Annotated in this window: 21 protein-coding genes, 2 tRNA genes, 1 other RNA gene and 2 pseudogenes; 14 read left to right on the forward strand and 12 right to left on the reverse strand. The window is 70.5% G+C overall.

The features are described 5' to 3' along the window. The first annotated feature begins 101 nt into the window (after positions 1-101). The 4 genes from ACGFH8_RS20300 to ACGFH8_RS20315 are packed head-to-tail and all read left to right on the forward strand — an operon-like array spanning position 102 to position 3,599. The gene (locus ACGFH8_RS20300) at positions 102-626 is read left to right on the forward strand and encodes a hypothetical protein (protein ID WP_393369166.1); all 525 of its coding nucleotides are present in this window, start codon (positions 102-104) and stop codon (positions 624-626) included. Beyond that, positions 623-1,708: a peptidoglycan-binding protein gene (locus ACGFH8_RS20305; RefSeq protein ID WP_393369169.1), complete on the forward strand. Its 1,086-nt coding sequence runs from the start codon at positions 623-625 to the stop codon at positions 1,706-1,708. Before ACGFH8_RS20300 ends, ACGFH8_RS20305 begins: the two co-directional genes overlap by 4 nt. Beyond that, on the forward strand, positions 1,705-2,400 hold the full coding sequence (locus ACGFH8_RS20310) for an ABC transporter ATP-binding protein (protein ID WP_393369172.1): 696 nt from the start codon (positions 1,705-1,707) through the stop codon (positions 2,398-2,400). Before ACGFH8_RS20305 ends, ACGFH8_RS20310 begins: the two co-directional genes overlap by 4 nt. Then, the gene (locus tag ACGFH8_RS20315) at positions 2,400-3,599 is read left to right on the forward strand and encodes an ABC transporter permease (RefSeq protein WP_393369175.1); all 1,200 of its coding nucleotides are present in this window, start codon (positions 2,400-2,402) and stop codon (positions 3,597-3,599) included. Before ACGFH8_RS20310 ends, ACGFH8_RS20315 begins: the two co-directional genes overlap by 1 nt. 81 nt (positions 3,600-3,680) lie before the next feature. Here the strand turns inward: ACGFH8_RS20315 and deoD are convergent, their stop codons facing one another. Continuing rightward, the gene (gene deoD / locus ACGFH8_RS20320; protein WP_030328147.1) at positions 3,681-4,388 is read right to left on the reverse strand and encodes a purine-nucleoside phosphorylase; all 708 of its coding nucleotides are present in this window, start codon (positions 4,386-4,388) and stop codon (positions 3,681-3,683) included. A 75-nt stretch (positions 4,389-4,463) separates the two neighbouring features. On the opposite strand from deoD, the gene ACGFH8_RS20325 reads away from it, so the two are divergent. After that, positions 4,464-4,550: transfer RNA gene (locus ACGFH8_RS20325), tRNA-Ser, on the forward strand. A 302-nt stretch (positions 4,551-4,852) separates the two neighbouring features. Beyond that, positions 4,853-5,962 (forward strand): NYN domain-containing protein, encoded by a 1,110-nt coding sequence (locus tag ACGFH8_RS20330; protein ID WP_393369178.1) that lies wholly within the window; start codon positions 4,853-4,855, stop codon positions 5,960-5,962. Here the strand turns inward: ACGFH8_RS20330 and ACGFH8_RS20335 are convergent. Next, positions 5,929-7,056 (reverse strand): ice-binding family protein, encoded by a 1,128-nt coding sequence (locus ACGFH8_RS20335; RefSeq protein WP_393369181.1) that lies wholly within the window; start codon positions 7,054-7,056, stop codon positions 5,929-5,931. The two genes, ACGFH8_RS20330 and ACGFH8_RS20335, sit on opposite strands and share 34 nt — an antisense overlap. Positions 7,057-7,190: 134 nt before the next feature. Next, entirely contained in the window at positions 7,191-8,126 is a 936-nt protein-coding gene (locus ACGFH8_RS20340) for a TetR/AcrR family transcriptional regulator C-terminal domain-containing protein (protein WP_393369184.1), read from the reverse strand. Between the two features lie 181 nt (positions 8,127-8,307). On the opposite strand from ACGFH8_RS20340, the gene ACGFH8_RS20345 reads away from it, so the two are divergent. Next, entirely contained in the window at positions 8,308-9,912 is a 1,605-nt protein-coding gene (locus ACGFH8_RS20345) for a carboxylesterase/lipase family protein (protein WP_393369186.1), read from the forward strand. Positions 9,913-9,977: 65 nt separating this feature from the next. On the opposite strand, the gene ACGFH8_RS20350 is transcribed toward ACGFH8_RS20345, so the two are convergent. Further along, a complete protein-coding gene (locus ACGFH8_RS20350) occupies positions 9,978-10,625 on the reverse strand; it encodes a response regulator (RefSeq protein ID WP_393369189.1) in 648 nt (215 codons plus the stop codon). Next, positions 10,613-11,833: a sensor domain-containing protein gene (locus ACGFH8_RS20355; RefSeq protein ID WP_393369191.1), complete on the reverse strand. Its 1,221-nt coding sequence runs from the start codon at positions 11,831-11,833 to the stop codon at positions 10,613-10,615. Before ACGFH8_RS20355 ends, ACGFH8_RS20350 begins: the two co-directional genes overlap by 13 nt. Before the next feature lie 110 nt (positions 11,834-11,943). On the opposite strand from ACGFH8_RS20355, the gene ACGFH8_RS20360 reads away from it, so the two are divergent. Together ACGFH8_RS20360 and ACGFH8_RS20365 are read left to right on the forward strand one after the other, a co-directional pair. Continuing rightward, on the forward strand, positions 11,944-13,092 hold the full coding sequence (locus ACGFH8_RS20360) for a serine hydrolase domain-containing protein (protein WP_393369193.1): 1,149 nt from the start codon (positions 11,944-11,946) through the stop codon (positions 13,090-13,092). 68 nt (positions 13,093-13,160) lie between these two features. After that, positions 13,161-14,711 carry an alpha/beta hydrolase gene (locus tag ACGFH8_RS20365; RefSeq protein ID WP_393369196.1) on the forward strand — a complete coding sequence of 517 codons (1,551 nt, stop codon included), beginning with the start codon at positions 13,161-13,163 and terminating at the stop codon, positions 14,709-14,711. Between the two features lie 14 nt (positions 14,712-14,725). Here ACGFH8_RS20365 and ACGFH8_RS20370 read toward each other — a convergent pair whose 3' ends face one another. The 3 genes from ACGFH8_RS20370 to ACGFH8_RS20380 form a co-directional block, all read right to left on the reverse strand. Then, positions 14,726-15,220, reverse strand: a complete 495-nt coding sequence (locus tag ACGFH8_RS20370) for a hypothetical protein (RefSeq protein ID WP_393369199.1) — start codon at positions 15,218-15,220, stop codon at positions 14,726-14,728. 92 nt (positions 15,221-15,312) lie between these two features. Continuing rightward, a complete protein-coding gene (locus tag ACGFH8_RS20375; RefSeq protein ID WP_393369202.1) occupies positions 15,313-15,867 on the reverse strand; it encodes a hypothetical protein in 555 nt (184 codons plus the stop codon). A gap of 94 nt (positions 15,868-15,961) precedes the next feature. Beyond that, positions 15,962-16,684 (reverse strand): alpha/beta hydrolase, encoded by a 723-nt coding sequence (locus ACGFH8_RS20380; protein ID WP_393369203.1) that lies wholly within the window; start codon positions 16,682-16,684, stop codon positions 15,962-15,964. Positions 16,685-16,741: 57 nt separating this feature from the next. On the opposite strand from ACGFH8_RS20380, the gene ACGFH8_RS20385 reads away from it, so the two are divergent. Beyond that, positions 16,742-17,311 (forward strand): TetR/AcrR family transcriptional regulator, encoded by a 570-nt coding sequence (locus tag ACGFH8_RS20385; RefSeq protein ID WP_393369205.1) that lies wholly within the window; start codon positions 16,742-16,744, stop codon positions 17,309-17,311. A gap of 136 nt (positions 17,312-17,447) precedes the next feature. On the opposite strand, the gene ACGFH8_RS20390 is transcribed toward ACGFH8_RS20385, so the two are convergent. Further along, entirely contained in the window at positions 17,448-17,639 is a 192-nt protein-coding gene (locus tag ACGFH8_RS20390) for a DUF397 domain-containing protein (protein WP_393369208.1), read from the reverse strand. Next, positions 17,630-18,396, reverse strand: a pseudogene (locus ACGFH8_RS20395) (Scr1 family TA system antitoxin-like transcriptional regulator). The gene ACGFH8_RS20390 and the pseudogene ACGFH8_RS20395 overlap by 10 nt, the downstream one beginning before the upstream one ends. Positions 18,397-18,596: 200 nt before the next feature. On the opposite strand from ACGFH8_RS20395, the gene ACGFH8_RS20400 reads away from it, so the two are divergent. Next, entirely contained in the window at positions 18,597-18,857 is a 261-nt protein-coding gene (locus ACGFH8_RS20400) for a flavin reductase (RefSeq protein ID WP_393369211.1), read from the forward strand. Between the two features lie 339 nt (positions 18,858-19,196). Here ACGFH8_RS20400 and ACGFH8_RS20405 read toward each other — a convergent pair whose 3' ends face one another. Beyond that, positions 19,197-20,033: a class I SAM-dependent methyltransferase gene (locus ACGFH8_RS20405; RefSeq protein ID WP_393369214.1), complete on the reverse strand. Its 837-nt coding sequence runs from the start codon at positions 20,031-20,033 to the stop codon at positions 19,197-19,199. Between the two features lie 178 nt (positions 20,034-20,211). Here ACGFH8_RS20405 and ACGFH8_RS20410 point away from each other — a divergent pair. Together ACGFH8_RS20410 and ACGFH8_RS20415 are read left to right on the forward strand one after the other, a co-directional pair. Further along, a pseudogene (locus ACGFH8_RS20410) lies at positions 20,212-20,514 on the forward strand (pentapeptide repeat-containing protein); the annotation flags it as partial. Between the two features lie 63 nt (positions 20,515-20,577). Beyond that, a complete protein-coding gene (locus tag ACGFH8_RS20415; RefSeq protein WP_393369216.1) occupies positions 20,578-21,840 on the forward strand; it encodes a Shedu anti-phage system protein SduA domain-containing protein in 1,263 nt (420 codons plus the stop codon). Between the two features lie 89 nt (positions 21,841-21,929). Here the strand turns inward: ACGFH8_RS20415 and ACGFH8_RS20420 are convergent. Further along, positions 21,930-22,014, reverse strand: a tRNA-Ser gene (locus tag ACGFH8_RS20420). 82 nt (positions 22,015-22,096) lie between these two features. Between ACGFH8_RS20420 and ffs the strand changes: the two genes are divergently transcribed. Then, positions 22,097-22,186: signal recognition particle sRNA small type (ffs, locus tag ACGFH8_RS20425), an RNA gene on the forward strand. The last annotated feature ends 121 nt before the right edge of the window (positions 22,187-22,307 follow it).

Genomic DNA, 22,307 nt, shown 5'->3' on the forward strand with positions numbered 1-22,307 from the left:
CGGCATAACCGCCGACGGTAACGCCGGGGATACACCCGCTGCCGTGCACTGGGTGCCGACGTTCGACGAGTCGCGTCGGACCCACAGCGGAGGTGGACACCATGCGGCGACAGATGCTCGCGATACCCGTCCTGCTCGCCCTGGCGGTGGCCGGGTGCGGCGGGGGAGGCGACGACGGCGGCGGGGTGGCGACCGCCGGTGGGGCGACGACAAGCGCCACGGCAAGCGCCGCGCCGGTCAGCGATTCGGACAAACAGCTCGCCTTTGCCAGGTGCATGCGGGAGAACGGCGTGGACATGCCCGACCCGGAGGCGGGCGGCCGTCCCGGCTTCCGGTTCGGAGCGGACGTGGATCGGCAGAAGGTCCAGGCGGCCATGGAGAAGTGCCAGGACAAGCTGCCCAACGGTGGGCAGGGACCGCAGCTCAACCCCGAGCAGGCCGAGCAGATGCGCGCGCTCGCCAAGTGCATGCGGGAGAACGGGGTGCCGGACTTCCCCGACCCGGACGCCGACGGCAGGGTCCGCATCGGGCAGGGGGGCAACGCGATCGACATCAGCGACCCGGCCATGAAGGCCGCGATGGAGAAGTGCCGGCAGAACGCGCCACAGTTCGGGGGCGGCCGGTGACCGGCGTCTCCCGACGCGTGCGGCTGCGCGCCGCCGTCATCGGCGGCGTCGTCCTGCTGGTCGCCGCCGTGGGCGTGAGCGCCGCGGTGGGCGTCGGCGGCGGCGGAGACCGTGCCGAGGCCGGCGGCGCACCACCGGCCACCGCGACCGTCACCCGGCAGACCCTCGCCGACTCGGAGACCGCCGAGGGCGAGTTGGGGTACGGGGCGACGCGTACCGCCACGGCGAGGCTCAGCGGCACCATCACCGCGTTGCCGCCGACCGGGTCGACGGTACGGCGGGGCGGGGCGCTCTACTCGGTCGACAACGAGGGGGTGGTGCTCCTCTACGGCGGGTTGCCCGCGTACCGGACCCTCGCCCCCGGGGTGGAGGGTGCCGACGTCGCGCAGTTCGAGCGGAACCTCAGGGCGTTGGGCCACACCGGTTTCACTGTCGACGACGAGTACACCGGCGCCACCGCCGACGCCGTCCGGGACTGGCAGGAGGACCTCGGTCTGGCCGAGAGCGGTCGGGTCGAGCCGGGGCGGATCGTGTACGCCGACCGGGAGGTGCGGGTGGAGAGCCACCAGGCCGACGTCGGTGACCTCACCCAACCCGGCCAGGCGGTGCTCACCTACACCGGCACCAGCCGGGTGGTGAGCGTCGAGTTGGACGTGGACGACAAGCGGTTGGCCAAGCGCGACGCGACTGTCGGCGTGCGGCTGCCGGACGGCCGGACGGTGGCGGGCACGGTCAGCACTGTCGAAACCGTCATCCAGGCAGGTGCCGCCGGCGCGGACGGGCAGTCCGGCGACGCCGAGACCAGGATCGAGGTGACGGTCGCGGTGGCCGACCCGAAGGCCCTCGCCGGCTTCGACCAGGCCAGCGCCGACGTCGTGTTCACCGCCGCCGAGCGCCAGGGCGTCCTCACCGTGCCGGTGTCGGCGCTCCTCGCGCTCGCCGAGGGCGGGTACGGCGTCCAGATCGCCGAGGGGGAGGCGAGCCGGGTCGTCGCCGTGACCACGGGGCTGTTCGCCGACGGCCGGGTGGAGGTCACCGGCGCGGACCTCACCGAGGGCACGACCGTGGTGGTGCCGAGATGACCGGCGAGGTGATCGTGCTCGACCGGGTCAGCAAACGGTACGCGGGAGACGTCGTCGCGTTGGACGACGTGTCGCTGCGGATCGGCCACGGTGAGCTGGTGGCGATCGTCGGCCCGTCCGGGTCGGGCAAGTCGACGATGCTGCACCTGATCGGCACCCTGGACCGGCCGTCGTCGGGAAGCGTGCTCATCGACGGGTACGACGCGGCGAAACTGACCGACCGGGAGTTGTCCGCCCTGCGGGCCACCCGGATCGGCTTCGTCTTCCAGCAGTTCCACCTGGCTCCCGGCGTCCCGATCGTGGACAACGTGGCGGACGGGTTGCTCTACTCCGGCGTACCCCTGCGTCGGCGCCGCGAACGCGCGGAGGCCGCGCTGGTCCGGGTTGGCCTGGGCCACCGACTCGGGCACCGGCCGCACGAGCTTTCCGGCGGGGAACGGCAGCGGGTGGCCGTGGCGCGGGCGGTGGTCGGCGAGCCGACGGTGCTGCTCGCCGACGAACCGACCGGCAACCTGGACTCGGCGTCCGGCGCCGGGGTGCTGGAGTTGCTGCACGAGCTGCACCGGTCCGGCACCACAGTCGTGGTGATCACCCACGACCGGGAGATCGCGGAGGGGCTGCCCCGGCAGGTGCGGATGCGCGACGGCGCGGTGCGGCACGACTCGGCCGGTACGCCCGGAGGGGTCCGCTGATGGCGACGTTGACCCCGGCCCGGCTGGGACCGGCGGACATCCTGCGGGTCGGCGGGGTGGGGCTGCGAACCCGTCCGCTGCGGGCGTTCCTCTCCGCGCTGGGCATCGCCATCGGGATCGCCGCGATGATCGCGGTCGTCGGGATCTCGTCGTCGTCCCGGGCGGAGCTGGACCGCGCGCTCGACGCGCTCGGCACCAACCTGCTCACCGTCGAGCCGGGCAACACCCTGTTCGGGGCGGACGCCCAACTGCCCGACGAGTCGATCGCCATGATCGGGCGGATCGGCCCGGTGACCGAGGTGTCCGCGACCGGGCAGGTCTCCGACGCCAAGGTCTACCGGTCGGATCGGATCCCGGCCGCGGAGACCGGTGGCATCGCCACCCGGGCCGCCCGGCTGGACCTGCTCGGCACCGTCGGGGCCGAGCTGACGAGCGGCACCTGGCTCAACGAGGCGACCGCCCACTATCCGGCGGTGGTGCTCGGCGCCACCGCGGCGCAACGGCTCGGGATCATCGCGGCCGACCCGCAGGTGCAGGTGTGGCTGGGTGGGCGGACGTTCACGGTGGTCGGCATCCTCGCCGCCGCGCCACTGGCTCCGGAGCTGGACACCGCGGCGTTGGTCGGCTGGCCGGCGGCGACCGACTACCTGGGCTTCGACGGGCACCCCACCACCATCTACACCCGGGCGCGGGAGGCACAGGTCGAGGCGGTCCGCTCGGTGCTCGGCGCGACAGCCAACCCGAAGGCGCCCAACGAGGTCGAGGTGTCCCGTCCCTCGGACGCGCTCGCCGCCGCCCAGGCGACCGACGACGCGTTCACCGGGCTGCTGCTGGGCCTGGGCGCGGTCGCCCTGCTGGTCGGCGGGGTCGGCGTGGCGAACACCATGGTGATCTCGGTGCTGGAACGGCGGGCCGAGATCGGCCTGCGCCGCTCGCTCGGCGCGACCCGTGGCCAGGTACGGACCCAGTTCCTCGCCGAATCGCTGCTGCTCTCCGCGCTCGGCGGGGTCGGCGGGGTGGTGCTGGGCATCCTGGTCACCTCGGGGTACGCGTTCTCCCAGGACTGGCCGACGGTGGTGCCGGCCTGGGCGATGCTCGGCGGAGTGGGCGCGACGGTGGTCATCGGCGGTTTCGCGGGCCTCTACCCGGCGGTACGTGCCGCCCGCCTATCGCCGACGGAGGCGCTGGCCGCCGTCTGAGCTGCGCGCCTCGATGCGAAAGAGCGGGATGACGGATCGCGCCCGTCATCCCGCTCTTCGGGGTCCTTCTCGTCCGAACGGTCAGGCGATGATGGTGTCGAGGGCGATCTCGACCATCTGGCTGAAGGTCTGCTCCCGCTCCTCGGAGGTGGTCTTCTCACCGGTCTTGATGTGGTCGCTGACGGTCAGCACGGTCAGCGCGCGGGCCTTGAACCGCGCGGCGATCGTGTAGAGCGCCGCCGACTCCATCTCCACCGCCAGCACGCCGTAGTCGGCGAGGGTGTCGTAGAGGTCCGGCCGGTCCGTGTAGAAGGCGTCCGCCGCCAGGATCGGCCCGACGTGCATGCTGATGCCGCGCCGCTCGGCCACCTCGACCGAGGTACGCAGCAGCCCGAAGTCGGCCACCGGCGCGTAGTCGATCAACCCGTCGAAGCGCATCCGGTTCATGTTCGAGTCGGTGGACGACCCGATCGCGGCCACCACGTCGCGCAACTGGAGGTCGGTGCTGAGAGCACCGCAGGAGCCGACCCGGATCAGCGTCTTCACGCCGTACTCGTTGATCAACTCGTGGGCGTAGATGGAGGCCGACGGCATGCCCATGCCGGAGCCCTGGACGGAAACCTCGACGCCGTTCCAGCGGCCGGTGAAGCCCAGCATGCCCCGAACCGTCGAGTAGCAGGTCGCGCCCTCGAGGTAGGTCTCCGCGATCCACTTGGCCCGCAGGGGGTCGCCCGGCATCAGGACCCGCTCGGCGATCTCGCCCGGCTTCGCGCCGATGTGCGTACTCATGACAAAGATCCTGCCAGGCCGGCGCGGGCGATACCGGTTCGGCGTCCGAACCGGCGGTCCTGTACCCTCGTCGGCGGTGGCGTGTCCGAGCGGCCTAAGGAGCACGCCTCGAAAGCGTGTGAGGGTTAACGCCCTCCGAGGGTTCAAATCCCTCCGCCACCGCTCTGTAGTGCAGAAACGCCCGGTTGATCCGCGAGGGTCAGCCGGGCGTTTTTTCGTGGGTCGCCCAGTCGACGACCCGTACTGCGCCCGTGCCTGGATCGCGCCGACGGCCACGCGGAGATCAACTCCGGCCCGCCGCGTACCGGCTCCCTTGCTGAGGGGACGCGACTGGCTCGCCTGAGGGATTCGGCCGCGTCGACGTGTGGTGATGCTGGACGTGTCAGCGACCGATGGTTGGGAAGGAGCGGCATGTTCAGATCTGGACGGTGTGTGACGGTGGGGCGCCGAGAACGGTCGCGACCGTGACCTGGCGTTTGTGGGCGCACTGGCCGACGTGGTCCGGTTACCTGGCCGCGGCCTTCTCGCTCGTGTACGGGGTGTTGGGGCTGTACTGGTGGGCCGGTGGGGACGGGTTCCCGTTCGCGCCGATCGACCCGGAGCGCGCGTCGGGGTCTTTCCTGGAAGGCAGTCGCGTCGAGGTCGTCGCCCCGGTCATCGCCGTACTCGGGCTGGCCGGCGCGGTCATCGCGTTGGTGATGACGCGACGTGCCCGGCCCGGTCGCCTGTCCGTGGGGCTGGCTGTCTTCGGATGGGTCATGGCGGGCGGGCTGATCCTGATCATTCCCGACTACACCCTGATCATCCTGGTGGCGTTCGCGCCGCTGTTGCTTGTCTTCGCCTTCACCGGCGTGCCCGGCGACCAGGGCGGTGTCGGCGACATCCTCTACTGGCACCGGACGAACCTGATCATCATCTTTGTCGGTGGCCTGCTCTGGGCCGCCGCCACCCTCGCCTACCGTCGGCGGGTCCGGGGCGCATGCGTGCACTGTGGACGCCGTCACGGGGCCGGCGACGGGCCGTCTCGGCAGACTCTGCTGCGGTGGGGAAGGTGGGCCGTCGTGGTCGCCTGCCTCGCCCCGCTGCCCTACGAGATCACCAGGATCGCCTGGGCTCTCGGTGTCCCACTCGGCGTGACCTCGGACTTCCTGCGGATGATGCAGGAAACGCCGGCGATGCTCGCGGTCGGGCTCGGCTGCGCGGTGGCGTCGGCGGTGGGTGGCGTACTCACCCATGGGCTGGTGGGACGGTGGGGCGAGGTGTATCCCCGCTGGATCTGGTTCCGGGCCGGCAGACGCGTCCCACCCGCCCTCGCCGTCATCCCCGCGTCGATCGTCGCGGTAACGATCATCCCGGCTGGACTGATGTTCCTCTGGACGCCCGAGGTCCGGGGCACCTGGGCCGTGCACGTCCCGAGCATTTTCTGGATCGCCTGGGGGGTCGGGCTCGGTGCCGCCACCATCGCCTACCACCTGCGCCGACGCGGAGCCTGTCGCCGCTGCGGCCTGGGGATTGAGCACGCCTCGTCTGTGGTGCCCGTTCAGGCGACCGAGAAGGTGACGGTGCCGGAGTAGGCGCCCGCGACGGCGGTCGGCGGGATCTGGACCGAGACGACGGGATCCCAGGTCGCTGAGTTGTTGCCGATGCCGTTGGTCAGGGTGAACGCCGTCCGTTCGACATTGATGATCTCCGCGTCACCGGCGGTGGGTTGGCCCGAGGTGAAGGTGCCGATACCGCTGGTCGAGGTGGCCGGTCCCGACCAGCAGGAGACGTTGGTGTTGGAGATCGTGTGCACCGGGATACCGCTGGTGACGAAGTCCGTCGCGACGACTGTCGCGGTCCAGGTCGGCGCGGACAGCAGGCGCTCGTCCGTCACCGTGACCGGACCCAGGCTTCCGGACACGACTCCGCCCAGGCTGGCGCTGCCCAGGTCGGCTGTCGTCGGTGCGCTGATCGACAGATCCCCGGGTACCGCGCAGGTCGAGCGGGTGATCGTGGCGGTGTCCATGGTGACCGCGCCGTTCATCGCCAGGGTTCGGCCGTCGACCTCGAGCGCCGCGCCCACGGTGATCGAGGTGAACGCCAGCAGGTTGCCGCGAAGTGTGGAGTTGGCGCCCAGCGTGGCAGAGCTACCGACCTGCCAGAAGACGTTGCACGCCTGGGCGCCGTTGGCCAGGTTCACCATGCTCGACGCGCCCGTGATCAGCGTGGTGGTGGTCTTGAAGATGAAGACGGCGTTCGGGTCACCCTCCGCGTCGAGGGTCAGGTCACCGGTGATGTTGAAGGTGCCGGCGACGGATTCGTACACGCCTGTGGTCTTGGTGGTCCCGCCGAGCTGATCCGAGACGACCTCGGTGGTGGTTCGTCCGACGGCGTCGTTGTAGGCGATGGCCAGATCGCTCTGACCCGCCACGGCGGCGGCGTCGTTGGAGTGCAGTGACCCGTTCAGCTGCCCGGGAGGAAAGCCGGTCACGGCGGTACCCGGGCTCACGCCGATGTCACCGTTGACCTCGCTGAGCCCGGTGCTGGTGATCGTGGTGCCGGCGAGGACCGCGAAGTTGGCGGCGGCGCCCAGCGGCACCGGCAGCTCGGCAGCGCTCGCGCTGCGGGGGACGGCCAGCACGGCCAGGGCGGTGATCGCGCCGACCAGGGTCAGCGCAGTAGCCATCCTGGACGTCCCGATGATCTTTCGGGACGTGCCCGTGCTGCCGGAGATCGCCATGTTTCCTCAGGACACTCGACGGTGAAAAGCCTCTTCGCGCCCCATATTGGCATGAAACTCCACAAAGTGGACAAGATCCGTCAATGTTCGAGAAGTTCGGCCACCCCGGCGAGCAGGCGTTGCAGGCCGAACTCGAAGAGACTGTCGACGTTGAGATCGATCTCCGACCGGGACAGCCGCGCCAGGTGCGGAAACTCGCCGGCGGTGAGCAGGCCGGCGAAAACCTCGGCCTGCGTCACCATCCACTCGTCGTCGGTCAGGCCGGTGTCCTGCTCCGCCTCGGCCCCCTGTTGCAGGTTCACCGCCGTGCCGCGTACGTGATTGGCCAGGGCGGCCACCAGATGCAGCTGGGTGTGCTGGTCCACGCCGTGCCCGGCGAGGGCGCGCAGAGCCCACTCGGTGTGCGCGACGGCGTGCGGCGCCATCAGCGGACGGGTCACCGAGATCACCTGGGCCAGCCAGGGATGCCGGCGGTAGATCGACCACTGGAGTCGGCAGAGCAACTCCAACTGGGCACGCCACCCGACCGGGAGCGTGCGGGGCAGCCGATGGGCGGCGAACGCGGCGTCCGCCATCAGCAGCAGAAGCTGCTCCTTGCCCCGCACCTGCCGGTACAGCGACATGGTCGGCACATCCAGCTCGGTGGCGATGCGCCGCATGCTCAACCCGGCCAACCCCTCGGCGTCGGCGATCTCGGTGGCGGTGCGTACCACCTGGTCGCGGGTCACCCCTCTGCTCGGACGCTGACCTGCGTCGACCCGTGCGGCCCGACCGACCGGCGTCGAATCGGGACCGGTCACCACCATGCCGACGCCGGGCACCGCCCGGACCAGTTCCTCCTGCCGGAGCAGGGTGAGCGCCCGACTGGCGGTCGCCATGGCGACCCCCCACTCCCGGACGATCTGGCGGGTCGACGGCACCCGGTCGCCGGGGCTCAACTCGCCCGCGGTGATGCGCCGCCGCAACTCCCCGACGATGCGCAGATAGGGCGGAGTGGACTCGTCGAACTCGGTCACGGTGCGCCTCCCGACGGTCGCCAGTGACCGTAGCGCACTAGAGCACCGACGGCCGCCCCGTCGATGCTCGCCGGTCGAACGGCTCGGCGTACTAGAGCTCTCTGGGCGAACGATTGACGGATCGGCATGCTCACCGCAACACGGCTCGTACGCCGTACCGGCTTCGACCAGGAGGAGAATCATGACCAGGATCGCGTACCCCAGGTGGGCCGTCGTGATGGGCGCCGTCGCGCTCCTCGCGCCGGCGCTGACGGTCGGCCCGGCCGCGGCGACCGACCGCCGGAGCGCGGCCGTCGTCCGAACCGACCAGGGCGCGGTACGCGGCACCGTCTCGGCCGACCACCTGTCGTTCCAGGGCATCCCGTACGCCCGTCCGCCGCTGGGCCCGCTGCGGTGGGCCCCACCGCAGCCGGGTCCGGTCTGGACCGGCGTCCGCGACGCGACGAGGCCCGGCGCCGCCTGCGCCCAACTGCAGGGGCTGCCGATGGACAGTGCCTCGGCGGCCGAGGACTGCCTCCACCTGAACGTCACGACCCCGCGTACTGCCGCGCGGAAACCCCGACCGGTCATGGTGTGGCTGCACGGCGGGGACTTCCGGTTCGGCAGGGGCGACGTGTACGACGGGCAGCGACTGGCCGCCGACGGTGACGTCGTCGTGGTCACGGTCAACTACCGGCTCGGCGCGCTCGGGTTCCTGGCGCATCCGGCCCTCGCCGGTCCCGGTGGGGTCACCGGCAACTTCGGCCTGCAGGATCAGCAGGCCGCGCTGCGGTGGGTGCGGCACAACGCGGCGGCCTTCGGCGGCGACCCGGGCAATGTCACCCTGTTCGGCCAGTCCGCCGGGGCGACAAGCGTCTGCGCGCACCTCGCCGCACCCGGCTCCGCCGGCCTGTTCCACCGCGCGATCCTGCAGAGCAACTCGTGCGCCAACCCGGTCCAGACCCGGGTCGAGGCCGCCCGGGCGGCCGAGGAGTTCGCCCGGAACATCGGCTGCACCGACCCGGGTACGGTCTCCGTCTGCCTGCGCGGACGTGACCCCGCCCGGTTGGCCGAAACGGCCGGCTACCCGGGTGCCGGTGTCGACCTCGGCCCGGTCGTCGACGGCCACACGTTGCCGGTGGACCCGGCCGCAGCCCTGGCCGCCGGAAGGCTGCATCCGGTGCCGGTGCTGACCGGCACGAACCGCGACGAGTCCCGCCTCGTGGTGTGGGGCATGGAGCACAGCGGCCTGAACTGCCCGGAGCCGCAGCCGGGGGACGAGGCCGAGTCGTGCCCGCTCACCGACGACCAGTACCGGGACCAGGTACGCGGCATGTTCGGCGACCGGGCGGAGGACGTGCTGGCCCGCTATCCCCGCACTGACAAGCAGGTCGCCAGCGAGACGCTGGGCGCCGTGTTGACCGACCACGACTACGCCGAACCGATCTACTCCGCCGCGTTGGCGTTCGCTCGACGGGTGCCGACGTACCTGTACGAGTTCGCCGACGACGACGCGCCGTTCTTCACCAAGGGGCCGGAGCCGACCTTCCCCACCGGGGCGTACCACTGCGCCGAACTGCCGTACCTGTTCAATGTCGACTACGCCGAGGCGTTCACGCCCGCCCAGCAGCGGCTCTCCGACGAGATGGTCCGGGTCTGGAGCGATTTCGCCCGGACGGGTCGGGCCGGTTGGCCCCGACTGCACGGTGCCGCCCCGTACGCGCGGGTGTTCGCGAATGGCACGGCATCGGGCACGACGACCTTCGCCGTAGACCACTCGTACGACTTCTGGCGGTCGTTGCGCTGATGTCGTCGCCTGACCAGGTGTGACGGACGGGCCGGTCCCCAGCGGACCGGCCCGCTCAGCGCTGCTCACCTGCCCGGGTCGTTGAGGAAGGTGAGCACGGCGGCGACGCGGCGGTGCACGTCGGTGTCGGGCGGCAGGTCGAGTTTGGTGAAGATGTTGCCGATGTGCTTGCTCACCGCCCGCTCGGTGACCACGAGCTGGGTGGCGATGCCGGTGTTGGTGCTGCCTCCCGCCATCAACGCGAGCACCTGGCGCTCGCGTGGGGTGAGGCCGGCGAGCGGGCTACGCCGGGCGGCGACGAGTTGCGCCACGACCTGGGGATCCAGCACGGTGCCGCCAGCGGCGACCCGGCGCAGCGCGTCGAGGAACTGCTCGACCCGGGACACCCGGTCCTTGAGGAGGTAACCGACGGCGCCCTGCCCGTCGGCGAGCAACTCGGTCGCGTAGGCGCGCTCCACGTACTGGGACAGCAGCACCACCGGCAGCCCCGGGTGCTGCCGGCGGGCGGTCAAGGCGGTCCGGAGCCCTTCGTCGCGGAACGTGGGTGGCAGTCGGATGTCCACGATGGCGACGTCGGGCCGCTGCCGGTCGATCGCCGCGAGGATGTCGGCAGGTGAATCCACCGCGGCCGTCACCTCGAAGCCGGCGGTGCTGAGCAGCAGGTTGAGCCCCTCCTGGAGGAGGATGTTGTCTTCGGCGATCAGGACGCGCACGGCAACTCCACGCGCAGCACCGTCGGCCCGCCGACGGGGCTGCTCAGCTCGACCCTGCCGTCCAACGCCGCGACCCGACGGCGGATGCCGGTCAGGCCGGTGCCGGTCGATGTCCGTGCGCCGCCGACGCCGTCGTCGCTCACGTTGACCACGAGCCGGCCCGCCCGGTGTTCGACCCGCAGGTCGCCGCCTGTCGCCCGGCTGTGTCGGGCGATGTTGGCCAGCGCCTCCGCGACGACGAAGTAGGCGGCGCTCTCCAGCGCCGCCGGTAGTCGTTGCAGCGGGGTGACCCGGACGGTGAGCGGCACCGGACAGTCGGCCGCGAGTGCGTGCACCGCACCGGGCAACCCCCGGTCGGCGAGAATCGGCGGATAGATACCTCGCACCACGGCCCGTAGCTCGGTCAGCGCGGCCTCGACGTTCGTCCGGGCGCGGTCGATCAGTTGGTCGGCGAGCGCCGGGTCGGCGGCTCGTTGACCCTGCGCGACACCGAGGTGGATGGCGATCGCCACCAACCGGGCCTGGGTGCCGTCGTGCAGGTCGCGCTCGATCCGTCGTAGCTCCGCCGCGTGCGCGTCGAGCGCGCCGGACCGGGTGGCGGTCAGTTCCGTGACCCGGCGCTCCAACCGGCTCCGCGACGACGGCGCGAGCGCTGTCCGGGCGGCCCGCGCGTACGCCACGCCGAAGGCCGGAACGGCCGACCGCAGGAGCGTCAACGCGGCGAGCGCGAGCAGGGGTGGCACCAGCAGTGCGTCGCCCCAGCTCGTGATCGGCACGACGAAGGTGAGTGGTGCCTCGTCCGGCGCGACCCACCACGTGAGCGGGACGATCGTCCCGCCGAGCGCGAACACCCAGAGCAGCAGCACGCCGGCCGTGAGCGGCACTCCGACGATGGCATGCGCGGCCAGCCAGGCCACGTTTCGATAGGTGGCCACGTCACCCGCGGCGGCGCGTAGCCGTTCGACAGGTGTTGGCTCGGGCTCCCGGGGCTCGGCCCCGGCCAGCGCGACGAGCAGTCGGTGCGCGCGGCGTCGTTCCAGGCCGGCGAGCCATCCGAGGAAGCGCACGGCCGGGGCCAGCAGCGGGAGGCCGACCAGGACGAGGCTCAACCCGAGTGCCCCGGCCAGCGCGCCGATCGAGACCACCGCGACGAGCGCGGTGGAGCCGCCCGTCACCAGGTACGTCGTTGCGAACCATGCCCGCCGCATCGTCATATTCTGCGTCCACAACGGAGGCCCGGGCAGTGTAGCCAGCTACACCATTGGTTCGGGTCCCTGCTCCCTCGTCGGCGCACGCGGCCGTCCCTAGCGTCGATGACATGAGAAAACCGCAACGTCTCGGCGTGCTCGCCGGGGTCGTCCTGCTCGCCGTCGGCGCTGCGAGCGCGCCGGCTGCTGCCCACCGACCAGGGCAGGGGTGTTCCACCCGGCCGGCGACGACGGCCGCGCTGCACGACCTGACCACCATCCACCGGCTGGCCGGCGCGGCCATCGAGGTGCACGGGCCCGAGTGCGGCCGGTGGTCCGCCGCCGAGGGCCGGGCCGACCTGCGAACGGGCCGGCCGATGCAGGTCGACGAGCGGATCAGGATCGGCAGCTCCACCAAGACGTTCACCGCGACAGTGGTGCTGCAACTCGTCACCGAGGGCCGTCTGGGGCTGGACGTCCCCATCGAGGCGTACCTGCCCGGCCTGGTCCGGGGCATCGGGCACGACGGTCGACGGATCAGCGTGCGTGATCTGCTGCGGCACACAAGCGGCCTGCCCGACCATGTCGACGCGCTGGACTGGGACCGGGTGGACCGGTGGCGGTACCGGCACTATTCGTCGGCGGAGCTGGTCGCGATGGCACTGGCCCAGCCGTCGCCCGGTGCGGGCTGGCACTACTCGACCACCAACTACGTCCTTGCCGGCCTGATCGTGGAGCAGGTCACCGGCCGCGACATCGGCGAGGAGATCGGCCGGCGGATCATCGGTCCGCTGGGCCTGACCGATACCTACTGGCCGGGCGACTCGGTGCGGATCCGGGGGGCGCATCCGCGCGGCTACGCGTTGGCCGCTGCCGAGCGGCGGCGAGACGTCACCGAGTTCAATATGTCGTACGGCGGGGCCGGCGGGGCGCTGGTCTCGACCCTCGCCGACCAGAATCGCTTCTTCGCCGCGCTGCTCGGCGGTCAGCTACTCGACCCCGTCCGCCTCGCCGCGCTGACCGAGACCGTGCCGGCCGACCCGGACCGACTGTGGCCCGCCGCCCGATACGGGCTCGGGATCATCTCGACGCCGCTGGACGACTGTGGCGGAACCCTGTACTGGGGCCACGGCGGGACGACGCCGGGCTTCCGCACCCTGGGCGGCGTCACCGCCGACGGTCGACGGGCGCAGCTCGTCGTGAACGACGAACCGGCGTCGTACGAGAGCTGGCAGGCGCTGCGGACGACCCTCCACGCCGCGCTCTGTGAGGCCCGGTGACCGGCCGCCGGCCGGGCTCCCCGACGACGAATCCGACGACACATCCGACGACGAGGGAGACGAGAGCGATGACCTGGAATGCTGTGCTCACCAGCGCGACGCGAACGGTAGCGGTGCTGGCCGCCGTCACCATTACCGTCACGGCCGTGGCCGGTCCGGTTCGGGCCGATGCCCATGATCTGGGCGGCTACGAGCGACAACGATTGTTCTGGCACACCTGTCAGCGGGATTCGGCCGACCAGACCGGTGCGGAGTTGGATCAGGCGGGCGCGAGCTGCACCGAGTTGACCGTGCCACTGGACTACGCCCGCCCGCGCGGCGCCACCATCACCCTCGCGTTGTCCCGGCTCGCGGCGACCGACACCGCGCGCCGGGTCGGCGTCCTGCTGCTGAACACCGGCGGTCCGGGGGCGCCGGGGATGTCGGATGTCCTGCCGATCCGGCAGTGGCTGGGTGACGTCGGGGCGACGTTCGACCTGATCGGGTTGGATCCCCGGTTCGTCGGTCGCAGCACCCCACTGGACTGCGGCTGGCCGACCGGCACCTTGAGCCGCTCGGCCGGGCCGGACCGCGCGTCCTTCGACCGGCTGATCGCCTTCGAGCGCGATCTCACCGCCCGGTGCGCTCGTCGCGGCGGCGAGCTGCTGCCGCACGTGACCACCCGAAACACGGCCCGCGACATGGATCTCCTGCGGGCCGTGCTCGGCGAGTCGAAGCTGTCCTACCTCGGCTACTCCTACGGCACGTACCTCGGTGCGGTCTACCTGCAGATGTTCCCCGAGCGTGCGGACCGGGTCGTCCTGGACAGCGCCGTCGACCCGGCGGGCTACGGCGCGCGGGTGCTGCGCGAGGCCGGGCCCGCCAACGAGGTCGCACTGCGCGACTGGGCTGACTGGGTGGCACGCCACCATGACCGGTACGGCCTGGGCGGCACGGGCCAGCAGGTGCTGGCCGTCCTGGACGGGATCTGGGCCGCCGCCACCCGCCGTCCGCTGCGGGTGGGCGAATACCGGGTCGACCGACAGTCGCTGCCGTTCCTGCTGCTCAACCGGCTCAGCGACGACCGGGACGAGACCCACGCCGATCTCGCCCAGACGGTCCAGGTGCTTCGGCAGGCCGCGACGACGGGATCGGCGACGCCCACCGCGTCGTTGGCGGACACGCTGTCGTTCCTGCTGACCGGCGCCGAGTCGGCAACGGGTAGCGCGCAGGCCGCGATCCTCTGCGGCGACGTGCCGGTGTCCCGCGACCCGGGGGACTACTGGCGGGACATCCGTCAGCATCACGCCAGCGAGCCACGGTTCGGGGAGCTGACCAGGGCGATCAACCCGTGTGCATTCTGGCCGCAGGGGCCACGGGAGCGGCCGACAGTGGTGGGGAACGCGGTGCCCGCTCTGATCGTGCAGTCCACCGGCGACACTCGGACGATCTACCGGCACGGTCAGGCGATGCACCGAGCGCTGACCGGCTCCCGGCTGCTCACCCTGCGCGATGCGCGGATCCACGGAGTCTTCGGCAACTATGGCAACGCCTGCGTGGACGGGGCGGTCATCGCCTATCTCGCCGACGGCAGGTTGCCCGCGACCGACCTCGAGTGCGTCAGCACCGCGTCACGTTGATCCGTCTGCGCCGGTCAGCACGGGCCCGCACCCTCCTCGAAGAGGCGGCGGGCCCAGTCGGCGTACCCGGCGATGGTTTTTCGGACCGTGTGTCCGTCGTGCAGGAAAAGGTACGCGCGGTCGCCGCTGCGCGCGAGCAGCCCGTCGAGACGGTATGTCCCCTGCGGAGCGCGCAGAGGGCTGACCTGCGGGTAGCGGGCCCAGACCTGGTCGATGGGCGAGCCCGCGGTAATGCCCTCCGGTGTCCGCATCGGGTCACCGACCCAGAGCAGCACCAGTTTGTCCTCCACGAAGACCGGGCTGACGGTGTCGTGGCCGGCGAGCGTCGGCCCGCAGGCGTCCATATTGGTCAACAGGATGCCGCGTCGGGCCAGCTCCTGCTCCGTGTCACCGAACTCGATGTTGCGCAGGCCGTTCAGGTCAATGATCTCCACGCTGCCGGCGGGCCGGCCGTCCGGGATCGGCCCGGTCGGCGGCACTCCGCTGCCAGCAATCCAGGCAGCCGTCATCAGCGTGGCAATAAACGCGAATTGTCGCAATTTCATGGAATCCCCCAGTCCCCAACGGGACGGGAGCGTTCAGGTTGCTGCCGATCGCCGGATTAGTGATTTTCCCACTGTTCGACCAGCTCGTCCCAGTAATCGGCGCTGAGCCGACGCCGTCCGTGCGCCAGCCAACCGTCGGTGTTCCGTTCCAGGTGCAACCCCAGTTCGGCGAACGGGTCGATCCACGTACCCGGCTCCGCGCCGAGCCGCGTCAGGGCCGAGTTGATCGGCCACTGCTCGCGCGGGTCATCGAAGACGTCGGCGAAATGGGGGCCCCACGACAGAGTCCCGCCCAGCCACACCGCCGCCGACTGGTAGCCGTCGCCGCCGAAGAACTCCGCCTCCAGGTACGCCACCGGCCCCGATGTGGACCAGGCCGCCAGCAACTCGACCAGCGGCGGCGACAGCACCAGCGCGAACGGCTGCTCGGCGCTGGGATCGTCCGCCGCGTAATCCGGCAGTGATCCGGTCAGCTCGACAATCAACTGCGGGGTGACCGGCAGCAGCGCGAAGTCCTGGCGCAGCTCGCCGAGGACCGCGTGATCCAGCTCGGCGGTGTGCTCCCGGAGCAGCTCGGCGTCCGCGACCACCGCGCTGAGCTGGTAACCCATCGATCCCTCCGCCATCCACAGCCTGTGGATAGAACATGTGTACGACGGTCGTGTGATCCGTCGATGCCTGGCACCGTACCGGTTGTGGTTGTGGTCAGATCCGCCCCGGCGGCACCGCGGCGGTCCGCACCGCATCGGCGAGCAGGTGCGGATGGGACAGCATCGGGTGGTGGCCGGCGGGTAGTTCGACAGTCCGGGTCGCGCGGGCGGCCTGGGACCGTTGCAGGGCGGGTGGGGTGGCCCGGTCCTCGGCACAGACGATCGCCGTCGACGGCAGGTGACGCCACCCCACGTACCGGACCGGGGCGGTGAGCACCGAAGCGGCCTGTCGGGTCAGGCGGGCGACCGCACCCTCGACCGCCTGCTCGTCGCAGTCCTGAAGAAACAGGTCGCGCACCAACTCGTGTCGCGCGCCAAATGTGCCATCCGGGAAGAATTCCAGGTGGGGGGCCGGCTCCGCCGGGCCGAGGTGGGCGAGGGCCTGCCCGACGTCCGGCAGGAAAGAGGAGACGTACACCAGATGAGCGACCTCGCCGGCGTCGGCGGCCTCGGTCGCGACCACCCCGCCGTAGGAGTGCCCCACCAGCACTGCCGGGCCGACCTCGCGCAGCACCCGTCGGGTCTCGGCTACGTCGGCCGCGAAGTCGGCTGCGGCACCCGCCACCTCGCCGCAGCTCGGCAGCCGGACCGCGACGCTGTCCAGCCCGTCGGCTCGCAGCGCGGCGGCGACCCGCGACCACCACCACTCGCCGTCGCGGACGCAGGCTCCGTGCACGAACACCACATTCATCGCTGTCTCCCGTCGGAGGATCGTCACCAGTTCGCTCCGTCCTCGACGTTAGACGTAGCAATCGTTACGTGAAAAAGTGGCGGCATGGGACGCCGTCTACAGCCGGAGATCCGTGAGCGGCTCCTCGACGGGTGCGTCGAACACCTGCTGGAGCACGGACTCCCGGTCACCTCGTTGACACCGGTCGCGGCGGCGGTTGGAGTAAGCCCACGCATGCTGATCTATCACTTCAGCACGAAGGATCGGCTGGTCCGGTCGGCGCTGATCGAGGCCCGGCGGCGGCAGCGAGCGCTGTTCGAGAATGCCTTGCGACATCGCCCCGGCACGCCCTACGTCGACACCCTGGCCGCGGCCTGGGCGACCCTCTCCGGGTCGGCTGCCCGACGCTACGTGCGCCTGTTCAGCGTCGTGCAAGCGCTGCCGCCGGCCGAGACGCCCTGGCAAAACTTCCCGGTGATGGCGGTGCATGACTGGCTGCCCACGATCGCCGGCGGGCTACGCGCCGACCGTCACCCCCAGGCGGATGTGCTGGCCACGTTGGTCCTCGGGGTGGCGCGTGGGCTCCTGCTCGACGATCGAGCGACAGGTGAACACGACCGCACCGGGGAGGCGTTCGCCGCCTTTCTCGGCATGCTGGCCGGCCACCGGAGTTGAACCCGGCTGAGGCCGCGAGCCCAACTCCGTGACCGGCTCAGATCTTGGACACTTTCCGTTCAGGCGGAACGGAAAGTTTCCAAGATCTCGCTGGGCGCGCGGTCAGCCGGGCGGGTCACCGAGGCGTCGGGGGCGGTCAGGCTCGCCGGGCGAGCTGGCTGACGAACGCGCGCCAGGCCGTCGGCGCGAAGGCGAGCGCCGGGCCGTTCGGGTCCTTGGAATCCCGTACGCCGACCACGTCGGGCAGGTTGTCGGCGACCTCCACACAGTTGCCGCCGTTGCCGCTGCTGCGGCTGCTCTTGCGCCACCGGGTGCCGTTCAGCTCCATGACTCCGCCACTTCCCTGATGAGATCGACCGACTGCCAGTGGGACAGCGCCTCCCCGCGCACGTTCTCCCATGCCGCCATCATGGCCGCGATGTCCTCTGGGTCGCTAGCGACTTGGCCCTGGAGTTGGTTGTCGAGGTAGCCGGCGACCCGGTGGTCAGGACTGTGCGCGATCACGAATGGCCCGTTGAGGCCGGCGTAGGCGCCGACCGTGCTGGGCACGACATGCACCCGGATGTGCGGCTCGGCGCAGGCCGCCGCCACGGCCAGCAGTTGCTCGCGCATGGTCGACCGGCCACCCACCGGTCGGCGGAGGATCGCCTCATCGATGACCGCCGTGAACTGCGGCGGGTCGTCGCGCTTGAGCACTCCCTGTCGGCCGAGTCGGACCGTGAGGTGCCGCTCGATCTCACCCCGGGGGATCAGGCCCGCGCCGCTCAACACGGCACGGGCGTACGCCTCGGTCTGCAGCAACCCCGGCAGGACGGTCGACTCGTATGACCGAAGCGACACCGCTTCTCGCTCGATCTCCTGCCACGAACGAAACCAAATGGGATCACGACGTCTTGAAGTGTCCGGCCAGTGTCCGGCACCTTCTTGTGGAGAGCCTCGGCTGCCGCCAGGCGGTGCCGAGGATGCGGGATGCGGTCCTCGGTTAACCACCGCCCCACGGTCTTCGGGTCGACGCCGACCGTCTCGGCGAGAGATTCGGTGGTGTGTCCAGTGTCGCTGAGCGCCACCCGCAACGCGTCGTTCACGGCCCCTCCATCGAGATGTCTCAAATATCTGAGGACCATATCGCTACGCGGTGTATCTGTCTGGTGACGCGCCCGAGGGTGGTCCACAGAAGACGGCGCGACCGGTGGAGGCGCAGAAGCCCGGCGGTCGGCGTCAGTCAGAGGGTCGCCCCGGCGGGGAGGGCGGGGTGACCCTCTTCCACCGCAAAGGAGGCTCGCCCATGCCCCGCCGCCCGCCCAAGCCCCGCCGCCGCCACCGGGATCACGTACCGACTCGCCCCACCTGGCGCTGCGCGGCATGCGGCATCGCCTGGCCCTGCTCGGCGGCGAAGCTGCGGTTGCTCGGCGAGTATCGACACGATTGGCTGGCGTTGACCGTCTACCTGGCGACGCTTCAGGCCGAGGCCGGCGAACAGTTAGCCGAGCTGGACCCCACCCGGCTGAGGGAACGCTTCCTCTCCTGGGCCCGCGCCCGCGCCTGACGGTGCTGCCGCGCCCGCGCCCGCGCCTGACCGCGCCCGCGCCCGCGCCCGTGCCTGACGGGCTGCCGCGCCCGCGCCCGTGCCTGACCGTGCTGCCGCGCTCGCGCTTGACGGGCTGCCGCGCCCGCGCTCGCGCCTGACGTTCTGCCGCGCCCACGCCTGACGGGCTGCTTCCGCCTGGTCGGATCGGGCTGCCTCACCGGGTCCGCCTACCTGTAGAGCTGCCCCACAAATGGGGCAGCTCTACAGGCGCGCACTCGGGCACGCGCGACTGCGGCGACCGCGGCGTGACTGCGGCGACCCCAGCGTGACTGCGGTGCGGCCGCAGCGACCCGGATGTCAGGGGCGCCAGATCGCCACTTCGATGTCGCGTCGCCTCTCGGCGAAGCGGCCGTCCCGTGCGGCAGTCGTCAAGAGCTGGCGCAGATCCGCCTCGAAGTCCGGGAGCCGGTCGCCGAACAGGTGCGGTGCCGAACTGGACAGCGAGAACACCGCCGAGGCGACCTCGTCCACGGTGCGTTCCACGACGACCCCCTGTTCGACGGTGATCCGGGTGGGACCGGTGAAGCCCGCCTCGCGCATGATCTCGGCCTCACCGGAGGGGGTGCCCCCTGGCAACAACGCCTGGCCGGCCCGACGGATCGGCCCCAGGTAACTCGCGACCAGCTCGTCGATCCGCGGCCAGGGTGCGCGGGGGTAGGGCAGCGGGTCGTCCCCGGCCACGCCCTGATGCGTGTTCGCGCCCACGTGGACCCAGGCCCCGTCGGGCGTGAGCATGTCGCGGACGCGCCGAGCCACGAGTGGGCGGTCCATCCAGTGGAACGACTGGGCGAACGTGGCCACCCGGAAGACGCCCAGGTCGGCCGGCAGGGCCTCGGCGCGTAGGTGCCGCCACTCGACGTTGAGCACCCCGACGCCGTCCGCTCTGCGCCGCCCCTCCGCGAGCATGTCCTGGTCGGCGTCGACGCCCACCGCCGCCTCGAACAGGGGCGCGAGCAGCAGCGTCAACGATCCGGGCCCGCAGCCCACGTCCAGGAGTCGACCGGTGCCGTCGAGGTCGAGCGCTGTACGGATGGCGTCGGCGAGACCGGCGGGGTAGGGCAGCCGTCCGACGCTGTAGTGGCGGGCGCTGCCCGCGTACAAAGTCTCGTCCCACTGCCACGCCGCTTCGGTCATGACGTCGATGAGACCACGGGGCGGGTGATGGCGTCTCGCGCGGCACGGTGCAAACGCCGGCTATGTTGATGTCCCTCAGCTCACATGATCACCTTGAGCGACCGAGGGGACACATGACTGCCGAGGTTCGACCCGCGGGCGGGCAGTCGCCGAGCGCGTCGTCGCGGCCCAACTCGACGACGCGGTGCTGGACGGCGCCGATCTCGGTCACGCGATCCTCAATTCCGCAAAGCTCTACAAGACGGAGCTGCGCGACGCCAACCTGGAGTACGCCAGCCTGCGCTGGTGCACGCTCGGCGGCACGAGCATGCCGACGGTGCTGAGCGGCGCGCGGATGTTCGGCTGCCAGCTCGACGGCGCGAAGGGCGCGGTTATCGGCCCGGTCTTCCTGGACGAGGACGGGACCCGGTCCCTCGGGGGCGGCGACCTTGAGAGGTGGCTTTCGGCGCGGGGCGCGGAGAGTGTCCGGGTGATGGGCTGACGCCACCCCGGAGACGACTCGGGGATTCGGATTTGTGTCGTACCTGCCATGCATTATGTCGCCATGGAGATCAGGGCAGACTGGGCGCTTGAGCTGCAGTTGGAGCAGACCGAAAAGATTGCGGACCGCCAAGAGGTGAAGGCTGCTCTTGCAGCTACAAGAGGGCATCTAATAAGCGGTGGTCGCAGTCGCAAGGGTGGTCGAGAGTTACTCACGTTTCTCGGTGATGCCCGCTATGAAGCCGCTATGGCCGACGAGTGGCAGGTGGTGAGACTCCTTCAGGATTCGATCGACTACGCTGAGGGTCGGATCACGAAGCATGAATTCGAGGAACGATACAGGCTGTTTCAGGACGGGGCCGCTAGGGATAGCGGTTTACTTTCAACGGCAGCCAACATCGTAGCCGTGACCTGCGAGTTCGCTGCTCGACAGGGCCGAGCCTACTTGGATGCTAATCCGGATGCGAGCGCTGAACAGATTCTCACCCAGATTCGGTCGCTCGGTGAAGACTCAAAGTTGATGGAGGCCCCGGAGGACCGCCCGGGGCGCTATCGCATCGTCCGCGGAAGCGCCGAACGCATGCTGTGGCTAGAACGCGTGATCCGCAGCGGCCGGCTGGACGTCGAGGATGCCCGAGATGCTGCTCGATCGCTTGCCATGTCACCCGAGGCTATGGCCATCCTGGCTGCAGACACGGAAGGTCGACTGATCTTCAGGGCGGTTGAACTTCAGGTACGCGCTGCAGGATTGAAGGAATTGCGTCGTGTCATTGAGGATCCTGAGGCATCGGAGCATGAGATTCAGCGGTCTCTGCAGGGTCACCTGTGGATCTTCGGAGGCAGGTTTGTGGGTGAGGCCGCACATCGGAGGCTTGTTCCGGGCGATGAAATGGATATCCCGCTGATCCGTGGTGATGGTGCATTACACGTCGTTGAGCTGAAGCTGTCCATGAAATTGGACGGAGCCCTGGTCAAGAAACACAGAAATGCCTGGGTGCCGTCCTCAAAGGTGCACGATGCTGTCGGGCAGGCTGTCAATTATCTGGTTGGCCTTGACGAGAATCGGGAACGTATCCGTCGAGAGTTCGGTATCGAGACGCGGCGCACGAGCGCAGTTGTACTTATCGGGCACCCGGCTCTACAGCCGGATGTACCGGAGGAGGAGATCAACGAGACACTGCGCACGTACAACACCCACCTCAATCGAGTCGAGGTGCTCACCTACAAAGAACTTGTGGACAGCGCGGAGCGCTCGCTGGGCGGCAGCCTCGATGGCGCGGGCGGCAGCGTCGAAGAGGTGGCGGAGCGACCCGCGACCATCAACTGAGACGACAGCCTGGGCTGACGCCACCCCGGAGACGACTCAGGGCCGGTCCCCGTGGGGGCCGGCCCTGTCGTTCGTGCAGCTCAGGCGAGCGGAGGATACGAGATTCGAACTCGTGAGGGTGTAAACCCAACACGCTTTCCAAGCGTGCGCCCTAGGCCTCTAGGCGAATCCTCCGCGAGCCAGGATACAGGCCCCCGCCGGCCGGGCCACCCCACCACCCCCTGAAGATCGACGGGCGGTCGGGTAGGCTTGGCGGCACCTCCCGTGCGGCGGTATCTCGTGAACCTCCCCAGGGCCGGAAGGCAGCAAGGATAAGCGAGCTCTGCCGGGTGCACGGGAGGCCTTTTCGTCTGTGGGCCGGTTGATCCACTCGACATCCGTGATGTCGGGGCATCCCGGGCATGCGGACGCCCCGATTTCCCGGAAGCCGAGTCGATCAAGGCCGGAAGCCGAGTCGGTCAACGCGC

Source organism: Micromonospora sp. NPDC049175, from assembly GCF_043197345.1.
Taxonomy (GTDB): Bacteria; Actinomycetota; Actinomycetes; order Mycobacteriales; family Micromonosporaceae; genus Micromonospora.